Source organism: Candidatus Villigracilis affinis (assembly GCF_016705895.1).
Classification (GTDB): domain Bacteria; phylum Chloroflexota; class Anaerolineae; order Anaerolineales; family Villigracilaceae; genus Villigracilis; species Villigracilis affinis.
Genome location: NZ_JADJKT010000001.1, coordinates 68245 through 80645 on the forward strand (window position 1 = coordinate 68245; position 12401 = coordinate 80645).

Genomic DNA, 12401 nt, shown 5'->3' on the forward strand with positions numbered 1-12401 from the left:
TAAACAAGAACGGCCTCTAGCCGTTCATTTTAGTTGAAAACTAGAAATCGGCCATCAGGAGGGCCGCCTCGGTAATTGGAATGAAATTGTGTCTGGCTTCGTGCAGAGATGAACTAAACACAAATATTACACACTCACCCGGCCTGTCGCACATTTTCCACGTGGCGGTAAAGACGACAGGGCACCAACCGATTTAGAATAACAATCTTCGGGAATGATCGCATACAAAACCTGATTTTTCCACCCGCTCCAAGATTCGGATTACTCACGACCCGTAGGCAGCCAACACTGCGACAAATTCTGCCTACCGACCGAAAAAAGACCTTCCTACCCTAATTATCAACTCCGTCTTTAGTGTGCACCACGTCCCTTAAACACAGCAAACACAGTAAAGAACAGAATGTTAATATCCATCCATAAACTGCGTCGCTCAATATAAGCAATGTCCAAACGGAGGCGGTCGTCAAACTCCATGGATGCCCGACCGATGATCTGCCAAAGGCCTGTCAGGCCAGGCGTTACATCCAATCTCTCGGTATGCCACAGCTTATACGTCTCTGCACCGAAAGAGGTGGGACGCGGTCCCACCAAACTCATGTCGCCTTTCAACACATTGATCAACTGAGGCAGTTCATCCAGACTCGTTTTTCGCAGGACTCTGCCAATCTTTGTAATACGTGGGTCATTGGTGATCTTAAAATCAGGCCATTGCAACTCGTTCAGGTGAGCATACTTTTCCTTCAATGCCTCTGCATTTGGAACCATTGAACGAAATTTATACATGCTAAACCGCTTTCCATTTTTTCCAGTACGAAATTGAGTGAAAAGCGCTGGAGCACCGGGAGAAGTGACTTTAATGATGATGCCAATAACAAGAAGCAAGGGCGCCCAGAAGGGAGCGCTCAGCAATACGAGTGTGAGATCGATGATCCGCTTAATAATAAAATAAGAACGCCCTACAAAGATGCGTTTTTTGGGGTCAAAGGAATTAATCCAGGAATGTTGGTCAAGGGAAGTGGACATACTGGTCATTTCACAGTCTGCTCTTTCATTTCAACAAGTGCTTTGGAAGGTAAAGGTTGTTTGGAACGATCACGCGCCAAATGCAGCAAGTCTTCAAAGGTCAGCGCTTCATCAGGAAATGAAGCAACGCCGCAATTGACGTGAAGCCCCGTCCGCTCGGTCACAATCTTGCAAATACGATCAGCCAATAAATACACACTTTCAAGGTCGGTCTCAGGGCACAGGATGACAAATCTTCCAATGCGGTCCCGTACCAGCAAGTCGGTCTGGCGAATTGCCTCACCGATCGCCTGACCAACACGGGCGTTGGAAAGACGGGTAAGCACATCGCGCTGCAAACTCATCAGCATTTCGCGTACAACTTCCTCATCCTTTGGAAAGGCATGCAAGACCAAAAGAGAAAGCGGACGATGATAACGGCGGCTGCGGCTGAACTCAATCTTGATCTGCTCGGATGCCAGATCGATTTCCAGCGCACGGTGAGGGAATGTACCCTGCGCCAGAACATCCATCAGTGATTCTGAGCGTTCGATCCCGATTGCAAGCTGGTAAGAAAGCCAGACACCAACCATCAAGATCACAAGTTCCAGAACGATCACTTCCACATCCAGTGATCCAGTATTACCGCGGTCTGTGAGCTCGAATATTCCGAAATAAACCGCACCCCAGAAAACCATTGGCACGACAACAGAAATCTTGTGAAGCGACGGGACGAACACCATCACCGGAACAATAAAAATGGCAAGCAAGTAAAAATAGGCGGCGAAATTAATGATCGGCGTATTAGAACGGTCCAATTGACCAAGCACCAATATGCCAAACAAATAGAAAGCGATCGATAAAACGGATCTCTTGAGGTTTGTCACGTTTATACCCTAGAAAAAAATATCAATTTCATATTAAATCCATTAATAATATGATTTTAGCATAAAAAAGCTATTAATCAAATTCTCAAAATAGCAAGGCCCCGACAGCCCATTTCTCCAAAGGACCTGGGGGATTGCAAAAATCAGTTGGGCTATTCTGGATAGTTTAAGGTTGAATTTTACTCCCAGTATCGAATTGTGAACATGACGGTTTTGTTAGCGAGTAAGAATCACCTTACGGCATCCATCAAATCAAAATGGCACAAAAAATTACCCCAAATTCAAATCTGTTCAACCTCAATCCATCCACAATTGTTGTTTACAGCACTGTGTGGTGTCCGGACTGCAAGCGAGCTAAAAAGTTTTTTGGGGAACATCGTGTTCAATACGAAAATATAGATATTGAAGAGCACTCCGAAGGCGTTGCATTCGTGGAGGGTCTGAACAAAGGGATGCGTATCATCCCCACCATTGTGTTTCCCGATGGGGAAATCCTAGCTGAGCCTTCCAACGCCAAATTGGCTGAAAAGCTGGGGCTGCAAACCAAAGCCAATCGCGAATACTATGACGTCATTATTATTGGAGGCGGCCCAGCAGGATTAACCGCAGCGCTCTACCTTGCCCGCGAAGGCATGGACACGTTAGTCATTGAAAAAGCCGGGTTGGGCGGACAGGCCGGCATCACTCAGATCCTGGATAACTTTCCCGGATTTGACGAAGGTATCACCGGCGCCGACTTTGCCGAGCGGCTGGGGCGGCAGGCACGTAAATTCGGCGTAGAACTATTACAAGCTCAGGAAGTCACTGAAATTGAGGAAGATGGACAATATCATATTGTCCACACAAGTTCTGGAAACCATTACCACAGCAAAGCGGTTCTGCTCACCTCCGGCGCTCGTTATCGCCGCATGGAAGTTCCCGGTGAGGAAGAACTGATCGGTATCAATGTTCATTTTTGCGCCACGTGTGACGGCGCATTCTATAAGGGGAAAAATGTACTTGTCGTCGGCGGCGGTAACAGCGGATTTGAAGAAGGGCTCTTCCTTACAAAATTCGCCACCCAGGTGGACATCCTTGTCAACTCACCAGAGCCAAAAGCCAGCAAGATCCTGCAGGACAAAGTGGCTGAAAAAGAAAACATGAAAGTCCTGCTTAATCACAACATCATGGAGTTGCGCGGAAAGAACAACCTCGAATCTGTACTTGCAGTGGATAAGAATACAGGAGAAAACAAAACGCTGAATTATGACGGCGTTTTCGTGTTCATCGGTCTGACACCCAACAACGACTTGCTCAACGGACAAGTGGAATTCGACCCCTGGGGATTTGTCAAAACCGAACATATGATGACCAGCATCCCCGGAATCTTCGCGGCAGGCGACGTTCGGGCTGGATCCACGAAACAGGCTGCTTCTGCAGCTGGTGAAGGCGCATCCGCCGCGCTCGCCATTCGTGAATATCTAAAAACCATCGGCGGATAACATCAATCATATCTGGAGGAATGAATCTGTGAGCAGGGATCTCTACACCAAAGCACCATCGCAAATCGTAATGTATTCAACCGAATATTGTCCGGACTGTCATCGGGCAAAGGCCTTTTTTGAAACCAATGGCATTCAATACTTGAAGGTTGGGCTGGAGGGCAATGAAGAAGCAACCCACTTCGTCATGGACATAAACAATGGGTATCGAAGCGTGCCAACCATTGTTTTTCCTGATGGGTCCGTGCTTGTTGAGCCAAGCTGGGAACAGCTGAAGCAAAAAACAACCGCTCGCAGCAATACTCAATAAAAGAAGTAAAACTTCGAAGATATGAAGGCGGCCAACACTCAGGCTGCCTTCATTTTTTTAATCAGACGCAGATATCCCGGGGGTATAATGACATCATGATGAAGAAAGTCTTCACACTTGCCTTTTTAGCGCTGTTCATCAGCGCATGTGAACCATGGGGTTATCTTCCTCAACCGCTCCCGGTATGGACTGCGGCCCCTTCACAACTTCCCGGGGTGATCACGGCGACGCCGATCATTCTTGCGCCGCCCTCCATACAAACTGCAACCCAAGGCGTAATAATTCTTACGCCCGTCACGGTCACCTCCACCAACACCGAAACGCCTTCGCCAACGGCCACACTCACATTTACGCCGTTCACCCCCACTCAGACACCCATCATCCCCGTTCAAGCGTTGACCGTGGATATTCTTGGCTGCAACACAAGCATTGACATCACCCACGGCATGGGCGAAGTGACGAACGCCTACGTTACTGTAAAAAATACGGGAAATACCGACCTGCCAAACACCTGTGCTTTGCTACGCGCAATCGACGAAGACCGCGAACACCCGGACAAAAAAGTATGCGTCCCCAATCTGCCCGTGCGAAATCAGGTGACCTTCAAATTGACCGTTGATTCTGCCTACAATAATGACACCATTATTCAGGTGGACGCCTCATCCAACGACTTGCTGTTGCTGCGTGTGGACAGACAATCCTGCACAGATATTGGAATCTTTGGCGGCGCCCCTGCGGATGTGGGCGTGGTCAAGCCAATTCAATAGACAAATTTATTTAGCCAGAGGCAGTGTAAATGAAAATACACTGCCTTTATTTTTGCCTTCACTCTCCACCCAAAGCTTTCCGCCATGTGCTTCAACAAGATGCTTTGCAATGGTCAGGCCGATGCCTGAACCGCCGTGCGCACGTGAGCGGGATTTGTCCACGCGATAGAAGCGGTCGAAGATGTGCAAGAGGTGCTCAGCGGGAATTCCAACGCCATTGTCTTTGATCGAGAAAACCGCCTCTTCTTTTTCCTGCCTTGCCGAAACCAAAACGGTTCCATTTTCAGATGTGTATTGCAGGGCGTTGCCGACTAAATTGGTGAGCACTTGAATGGCGCGCCCATCGTCGGCGAGGATATGTATGGGTTGTGCCGGCAGGTCAAGGGTCAGCTTGATGCGTTTTTCGTCGAATTGATATTGCAGTCGTTTGGCAACTGTTTGAATTAGCATGGCCGCATCCACAGGGTGGACATCCAATTGAATGGCGCGTGATTCCACACGACTCAATTCCTGCAGGTCATCCACCAGGCGGCTCAAACGCTCAGCCTCTGCATGGATTTGCTGATAGGTTTCATCGGAAGCGGGAAGCACGCCATCCATCAAACCTTCAGCGGAACCTTTGATGGCAGTGAGCGGCGTGCGAAGCTCGTGTGCAACATCGCCGAGCAAACGACGGCGCATATTTTCCACCTGTTCCAACTGCTCTGCCATTTTATTGAAACTGCCTGCGAGTTGATTTAATTCATCGGTGCCCTGCAATTGCACGCGCTCATCGTAATGTCCTTCGGCAATGCGCTGGCTCGCATTCATCATTACAACTACAGGCGCAAGAATGCTTCGGCTGAAAACCAAACTGACCACCAGCGCCACCAGCGAAGCCGCAGCCACCGCGATCAACAACGACTCGGTAAATGTTGCCTGAAAGTTCTGATAAAACTCAGACATCATCCCGCCGCCCTGCCCCATCATGCCCTGGCCCTGCCCCATTCCCTGCCCAGAACCGATCTGACTTTCCATCGCCAAAAGATGCCGCGCAAAAGCACGCGGCGTGACAATTTTGGTCGTGATGCCAATGACCAACATGCCGACCAGGATCACAACAAAATATGAAAGGAATAATTTAATTCCGAGGTATGAGCGCAGGATCTTCATATCAAATCAATTCCTTATTCCAATTCGTCATCAAAGCGATAACCAACACCACGCACCGTGCCGATGATATCGGGCAGCCCAAGCTTTTGGCGCACGTGACCGAGATGCACATCGACCACGCGGATCTCGCCAAAATAGGAACCACCCCAAACACGTTCAAGCAACTGCTCGCGCGTGAGAACGCGGCCGTGATTTTCGGCAAGCACATGCAGAAGGTCGAATTCGCTGGCGGTCAAATCGATGGCTTGGTCATCCACCGTGACCTGACGCGCGCCCGTATCGATGCGCACATGACGAAACGCCAGCACGCTTCCTTCTGCGCTGGGGCTTGATCCTGTTTGAATGCGCCTGATCGCCGCCTTGACCCTCGCCACCAACTCACGCGGACTGAACGGCTTGGTGACATAATCATCCGCGCCCATCGAAAGGCCCACGATCTTGTCGGTCTCTTCTGTGCGGGCGGTCAGCAAAATCACATACGCCTGCGACTCGCGCCTCAAGCGGGAAAGCACCTCCAGACCATCCATGCCGGGCAGCATCACATCCAGCACGATCAGGTCGGGTTTAAAAGCGCGCGCCGCTTTGAGCCCGGAAGGGCCATCCACAGCGGTGAACACCTCGTACCCTTCGGGCTTGAGATAGGCCTGCACAAGATTAATAATGGACGGTTCATCGTCAACGATCAGTATCTTTGTCATGGTTCGATTCTGCCTTGGTCGTTTTTATCTATCATAAAGGCATTGTAAAGGTTTGGTAAAGAAAAAAGTCGCTGTGAATGGCTCATTCACAGCGACTTTTACTCATTTTTTCTTATTTCACTTCACAATATTGCCGAATGTGCGCATCGACCTGTGCCTGGAGTTCCAGCGCGCGTTCGGATGTGGGCGCGACCATGATGCATCCAAAACGATTCTTGAACAATGGCTTCGTAATGGTGACCACCATTCCCAATGGCTCATCCCCGGGCATCGGGTAGAGAAAATCCTTGAGCACTTCGAGCAATTCGGCGGCGTCTGTGATCGTACCAGAATTGGAGGCTTCAAAACTGATAAGGGATACTTTGTCGGCATAGTCATTACCGAAGGCATATTTCCCAAACTCATGCACATGCGTACCGCCTGTGCGGCGGGCGTTGATCTCAAGCAGGTACACTTTATTGTCGTCGCCGACGATACAATCCAGGTCAAAATGGCCGACGTATCCCATATTTTGCAGGTTGCGAGCCAATTCCAGAGTGCAGCGTTCCAAGTCGGCGCACCAGGGCTGTTTGTAAATGCCGCGGTCGATCTGAATACCGCAAAAATCCCCGAACCCCAAAAATAACTGATTGGATATATAGGTAATGTGGGGATCGCCTTCCCCAAGCCTGGGCACTTTCACCTCGGCAGACGGCGACATTCGATTCGCCGAGGGAATGTACTTCTCGACAACGATCAATTCATTCGAATAAAAAGGCTGGGAGCGCAGTCTGTCAAATATATCGTCAACGGAAAGGCCGGATTCGGGGGAAATCACCGTCGTGCCGATGCCGCTTTCGCCAGTATCGGTCTTTACGACACAGGCTTCTCCACGGCTGCAAAACCAATGAGCCATGACCGAAGCCTGCTGCAAGGTCTCGCAGATCATGCCAAACGGCAGGAATTTGCTGGCATCCGGCATCCAAAAGGAGGCTAACGAACGGAAGCCGGTCTTTGTATCCACATAATCGCGCAGCCAAAAATGATCTGCATCGGGGCTTTCAGGGGTCAGCACCTGCAGGTTGTAGTCTTTGCGCATAACTTCTACAAGCCGCAAAAATTCTTTTGTGGTGGCGTATGGAATGAGTTGAACAACCCCGTTCGGAGCCGCGTATTGAAGAATGCCATCAAGAAGATGTGCCTCGCGCAAAATATCGAGACACAAATAATGCGTAGGCTCGTGCGGAGCAAGATGACGCGTATTGGGATATCCCAGCCGCTTCGTATTGAAATCAGCATGGGCAATGGGATAGTTGACGATCACCAGCTTCGGGTCATCTGCCCAAAGGATGGTGCGGTCGCCATGATAATCTTCACCGTTGATCAGGTCATCCCGTTCGCCGGGGTTGTCGCTGCGTCCAAGAAAATCAATGTGTGCCTCAGCAAAATTGCTGATCACAATCGTCGGAATCGTATTCTGGTTTGACATGGAACCCCTAGGCTTCACCACCGGTCTTTTTTCTTCCCTGATTATCGCGGATTTTCTGAGCCTTGGTCTTGAGGTCCTGGAAGAATTCAGATTCCACGATCTCTTCCACCTGCTTCTTCCTCTTGCTGTCATCGATCATGATCTTCAATTGTTCCACCTGTTTGCGCAGGCTTTGTTCACGTGTGTAAACCTTATCGATCATCGACTGGAACACCTTATCGAGAGTCTCGATCTCATCCGGGAAATTTGACGATTCACCGGCATTTGAAAGAAAAACCAGGCTGCCCTTGTAATCGCCTTCGCCGATCTTTTCGGCTGCTTTAGTGAGCGTAAGAATGGGGCGGGTAAATACGTTGGAGATAAAAAAGACAAGGAAGAACAAAGAGACGTAGGTAATGGCAAAGGCGATATATACCTTCTTCAGAATCGCCGCCTGCACTTCGCGGACATAGTCGGCTTTGAAATCGACACCGATCGCGCCCACCACTTCGCCCTTGGAATTCTTGATCGGAGCAAACGCCGATACCCAGCTGCCGAAATCGTCTGAATACATTTCCACTTTACAGCCAGGCGTTCCATACACACAACCGTTATTCTTTTGGCCTTCCGGTGTGTCTTGCAAGGTGAGTTCCTTCAAGCCAGAGAGATTGGGCCCAACATTGTCGGTGGTCCAATGCTCCATGAATGTGGCACCCGTGGGCGGGTCGTTCAGAGCGCCGCCGCTTGTCACAAAGATCAATTCATTTGGCGCAGTCCCTTTGATGTAGGTATAAATTCCAGCGCGCGGCTCGATCTGCTTGACAGACCATAGCAGTTTGGCCTGCGACCAGTAGCGAAGGTCATCTGTATATCCATCTTCGCGCGGGGTTGCTTCGGTGTACAGGGCTTGAAACTCATCGCCATCGATCAGTTTGGCGGCGCCTTGAATCGTATTCACGAGATCATCTGTGATGCGCTGCATCGCCAGATCAGTGGAAAATTGATAAAACCAATAAAAAGCAACCGCAAAAACAACGGTGAACAACAAAGTGAAGCCTATGAGCAGCTTAATCCGCAAGCTGATAAAAAACACCTTGTTCTTCTTTTTTTCATTATTCATTTCGCACGCTCCTCTACCGAAATTGATTGAAGGGATTCCTGTACGGCCCAATGTGATTCGGGTAGTCCATAATGATCCATTAGATAGGCTTTGACGAACATCGAAAGCTGGTCGGCGTCCTTCGGGTTGTAGGCTCCCCTGTCAATGGGGTAAATTCCCAAATGCATCGGGGTGAAGCCTGTTTTTTCGATCTCCTGACGGCCAATGATCTCAAGGGCGTCTTCAGGGGCGGGGGGTTCGTAATATTTTACAGGCAGCAGCAACATGCCGTATTCCTTAAATCGAGCCACCACCTTGGGCGACTCGACCTCTACCAGTGAACCCAAAGGCAGGGACATTCCCAGCGACTTTGCATCCATCAAAAGTTGTTTGTGCCGCAGCTCAATCATGAGCCTGGCAAGGCTAGTATAACCCGAATGAGAAATGATTCTAAAATCAGGATGCACGCCCAGATCCAGCCCGAGGCCGCAATTCCTCTTGTAGTTGTATTTGAAGACCGTCATCGCGGCGGGCCGCCCGTTGACCAGCGCCAGCCACTGATGTTCCAAAAAAGGCGGCGTGGTATCCTGCGGACGGTTTGCCCGTCGGCGCATGACTGCAACGTATCTCCCGTAGCCAGGGAACAATTGCAGATACAACTCGATCAGATCATCAAGATAGCGGGTACGGCCATTTACAATTTCCTGGATCTCAAATCCAAGCTCTGGAATCTCGAACATCAAAACTCTATGTTATCCAACACGCTTTTTCGCTTGGAGCGCGCAAAGCGCCAATCGAGCAGGCTTTTCTCGTATACGCGGTGGAAGTTAAAGCCCGCCAGCATGGCACCAAAGGCCGCAACCAAAGCGGTGCCCAGGGAAATATATTGAAACACGGGTTCTGTGATCATGGCCGAACGCAACAGCCACAGCAAAAGCGCCATCCATAAACTGCTTGCGATGGTGGCAAAGTTATAGAAAACAGAATCCATAAACAGGGCGACGCGACCGCGTCTTTCGTCGGGGATCAAGCCCTGCAACGATTTTCGGGTGGGTTCATCCCAACCGCGCTGGACCATGCGGGCGAAGAAACGTCCGATGGCAACACCCCAGACCCCCACCAGACCGAGGGCAATTCCGCTTGCGCCGAGAAGAAAAGCAGGCAGGACCATGAATGAATTTTTCAGCGCGACTTTTTCCAGCAGGCGTCTGGTGATCAGCCATTGAAAGGTCAACAGACCGATGGTTTGCGCGGTTTTGAAATACCCGAGAAATTGCTGGAATTCGAGGGAGTTGCCGCTCGTGTTCGTTTCGATGGAACGAAGGAAATAAAACTCAAGCATGGCCAACGCCACGCCGCTCAAGAGCATGATGATCGCCACCATTTTCAGCATGGCGACTTTTGAGAAATACTCAATCCCCACCTGCAAACTTTTCATCAGGCTGGTGTCTTCATCTTTGGATTGACGGGCACGGACATGGTGACGGAAAAACGCGATCCGCAAAACAATCATCGACACGATCAACAGCAGCGCCGCCAGGACGAAAATCGCTTCAGGCCCCGCCGACTGCTGTTCCAGCAATTCGGCAGACACGCCTGCGAGGGAGTTTCCTGCCAAACTGCCGATGACCGCACCCGATGCAACCAAAGGAAAGACCCGCTTGCCTTCGGTGACCGAGAAAACATCATTGGCAAGCGCCCAAAATGCGAGCGGCAGGATATAGTATTGCTGGTCGGTAATAATGGATAACAGGGGAAACGTGATCTTATCGGGGATCTGGGCGCGGAACAGAAACATCAACGCCAGATAGAACATTCCCATGAGGCCCAACAGCCAGGTGATCAAATTCAGTCTCGAATATCGGTCAACGAGGACGGAGTATCCGCTCGCGCCGACCAGGGTCAGGAGGGTCATCACCAGCCACAGCCAGGGCAAAGAATCGGACCCGATGTTGCTGACAAATCCCGCCGTTGCCACGACATCAGATAATTCCATCACCATCATGTTGATGGCAAGCAAAAACCACAAAGCCAGAACCAGTTTAACGTGTTGCGTGCCAAACCAGTTGGTCATTCTCTCATTCACAAGATCCTCGTCTGATAAATAACTGTTTTTAGGATTTGGAGCAAACTGCGGGCGCCATTTCAAGAATCAATGAAGGAAATCTGGCGGCCGTAAACGAAGCAACGGGGACGCCCCCCAATCTTCCGATTCTCATTGAAGAATGAATTCCCTTCATCTTGAAAATGGAGCGTATTTCTGAAATATTCGTTCCTCTTTTGGGAAAACTAGGGCGAGTATACCCGATTATGAGAAAGGCTCCAATTCCATGAGAACGGCAGAACGGGGGTAATTTTGCGGGCCTGCCAGAAGATTTAACCACGGAGCACACAGAGATCACTGAGAAAAAAACCTCTGTGGAGATGATGGCGTAGAGCGTTGGGTGTAAGGAAAAGCCCTGCGAAAGTGTATAATAACCTTATGACCGACGAACCCATCAAATCTCTTGCACGCAACAAGATCGCCATGCTTATCGATGGCGATAACGCCCAGGCGGGACTGCTTTCTCAGATGTTGGTGGAGGCGGGACGCTACGGCCAGGTGACCGTCCGCCGTATTTATGGGGATTGGACGACGCAAAGCATGAATTCATGGAAGGATACGCTTAATTTTCACGCGTTCCAACCCATTCAGCAATTCCGTTATACCATCGGAAAGAACGCAACCGACAGCGCGATGATCATCGACGCGATGGATATCCTGCATTCGGGCGTGGTGGACGGCTTTTGTCTGGTCTCCAGCGACAGTGACTATACGCGGCTGGCCACCCGCATCCGCGAGACGGGCGTGTTCGTGATGGGCATCGGCGAAAAGAAGACGCCAAAACCGTTCGTGAACGCCTGCGACGTGTTCGTGTACACGGAAAACCTGGTCACCGAAAAGAAGGCCCCCCACAAAAGAACAGAAACGTGGATAAAACGAAAAAGGCCAAGGACGAGAAGGAAGAAAAAGAAGAACTCGACCCGATGCCAATTTTGAGCCAGGCTTTTGAGATGGCGGTACAACAGGACGGCTGGGCCTCTCTCGCCAATATGGGCAACGCCCTTTACCAGGTGGATCCAGGCTTCGACCCGCGCACCTACGGCCACAAACAGCTTTCGAAGATGATCAGCAAGTTGAAAGACCGCTTCGAGATGCGCGCCCAGGAAAACGACGGTCCGATCATCTTTTATGTGCGGATGAAGGAATAAACAAGGAAATGGCCTGCCTAAAGCAGGCCGTTTTATTTTTACGGCAGGGACTGTATAATGCTGTTATGCAATCTATAAGGTGTTATACAGCGAAATTGCTGTTATGTACCCCAAATTGGGGTGTTATAGGCGAAGCGGTAAATACCGGATTTTGGGTGTTTATACAGCGTGCTGTATAAACAGTAGGCAAAACATACTCGAGTGACGCTGGAAATCGGCCCGAAAGGCAAGAAGGTGGTGGCGGTAGCACCTGATTGGCCCGGCCTTGAGCGCGGGGCAAAGACCGCGGAGGACGCAATCGAAAGG

The 12401-nt window shown here is 50.2% G+C and carries 13 protein-coding genes; 5 read left to right on the top strand and 8 right to left on the bottom strand.

What is annotated here, in order from left to right; translation table 11 throughout:
• Nucleotides 1-351 precede the first annotated feature (351 nt).
• Together IPI86_RS00350 and IPI86_RS00355 are read right to left on the bottom strand one after the other, a co-directional pair.
• Nucleotides 352-1032, bottom strand: a complete 681-nt coding sequence (locus IPI86_RS00350) for a sugar transferase (RefSeq protein WP_345295984.1) — start codon at nucleotides 1030-1032, stop codon at nucleotides 352-354.
• Entirely contained in the window at nucleotides 1029-1889 is an 861-nt protein-coding gene (locus IPI86_RS00355; protein ID WP_345295985.1) for a hypothetical protein, read from the bottom strand. Before IPI86_RS00355 ends, IPI86_RS00350 begins: the two co-directional genes overlap by 4 nt.
• Before the next feature lie 257 nt (nucleotides 1890-2146).
• Between IPI86_RS00355 and IPI86_RS00360 the strand changes: the two genes are divergently transcribed.
• The 3 genes from IPI86_RS00360 (at nucleotide 2147) to IPI86_RS00370 (ending at nucleotide 4447) form a co-directional block, all read left to right on the top strand.
• Nucleotides 2147-3370, top strand: a complete 1224-nt coding sequence (locus tag IPI86_RS00360; protein WP_345295986.1) for an FAD-dependent oxidoreductase — start codon at nucleotides 2147-2149, stop codon at nucleotides 3368-3370.
• Nucleotides 3371-3440: 70 nt separating this feature from the next.
• On the top strand, nucleotides 3441-3680 hold the full coding sequence (locus IPI86_RS00365) for a glutaredoxin domain-containing protein (protein ID WP_345295987.1): 240 nt from the start codon (nucleotides 3441-3443) through the stop codon (nucleotides 3678-3680).
• Between the two features lie 95 nt (nucleotides 3681-3775).
• Nucleotides 3776-4447, top strand: coding sequence for a hypothetical protein (locus IPI86_RS00370; protein ID WP_345295988.1), 672 nt, complete (start codon nucleotides 3776-3778; stop codon nucleotides 4445-4447).
• A gap of 6 nt (nucleotides 4448-4453) precedes the next feature.
• Here the strand turns inward: IPI86_RS00370 and IPI86_RS00375 are convergent, their stop codons facing one another.
• The 6 genes from IPI86_RS00375 to IPI86_RS00400 form a co-directional block, all read right to left on the bottom strand.
• Nucleotides 4454-5599, bottom strand: a complete 1146-nt coding sequence (locus tag IPI86_RS00375) for an ATP-binding protein (RefSeq protein ID WP_345295989.1) — start codon at nucleotides 5597-5599, stop codon at nucleotides 4454-4456.
• 14 nt (nucleotides 5600-5613) lie between these two features.
• Nucleotides 5614-6297 (bottom strand): response regulator transcription factor, encoded by a 684-nt coding sequence (locus IPI86_RS00380; RefSeq protein WP_345295990.1) that lies wholly within the window; start codon nucleotides 6295-6297, stop codon nucleotides 5614-5616.
• A gap of 112 nt (nucleotides 6298-6409) precedes the next feature.
• Complete coding sequence (locus tag IPI86_RS00385; protein WP_345295991.1) at nucleotides 6410-7765, bottom strand: hypothetical protein; 1356 nt, start codon at nucleotides 7763-7765, stop codon at nucleotides 6410-6412.
• Nucleotides 7766-7772: 7 nt separating this feature from the next.
• Nucleotides 7773-8864, bottom strand: a complete 1092-nt coding sequence (locus IPI86_RS00390; protein WP_345295992.1) for a hypothetical protein — start codon at nucleotides 8862-8864, stop codon at nucleotides 7773-7775.
• Entirely contained in the window at nucleotides 8861-9583 is a 723-nt protein-coding gene (locus IPI86_RS00395) for a hypothetical protein (RefSeq protein WP_345295993.1), read from the bottom strand. The genes IPI86_RS00390 and IPI86_RS00395 overlap by 4 nt, the downstream gene beginning before the upstream one ends.
• On the bottom strand, nucleotides 9583-10917 hold the full coding sequence (locus tag IPI86_RS00400) for an Npt1/Npt2 family nucleotide transporter (protein ID WP_345295994.1): 1335 nt from the start codon (nucleotides 10915-10917) through the stop codon (nucleotides 9583-9585). Before IPI86_RS00400 ends, IPI86_RS00395 begins: the two co-directional genes overlap by 1 nt.
• 393 nt (nucleotides 10918-11310) lie before the next feature.
• Between IPI86_RS00400 and IPI86_RS00405 the strand changes: the two genes are divergently transcribed.
• Together IPI86_RS00405 and IPI86_RS00410 are read left to right on the top strand one after the other, a co-directional pair.
• The gene (locus IPI86_RS00405) at nucleotides 11311-11883 is read left to right on the top strand and encodes an NYN domain-containing protein (protein ID WP_345295995.1); all 573 of its coding nucleotides are present in this window, start codon (nucleotides 11311-11313) and stop codon (nucleotides 11881-11883) included.
• Nucleotides 11871-12095, top strand: coding sequence for an OST-HTH/LOTUS domain-containing protein (locus tag IPI86_RS00410; protein WP_345295996.1), 225 nt, complete (start codon nucleotides 11871-11873; stop codon nucleotides 12093-12095). Before IPI86_RS00405 ends, IPI86_RS00410 begins: the two co-directional genes overlap by 13 nt.
• Nucleotides 12096-12401 lie beyond the last annotated feature (306 nt).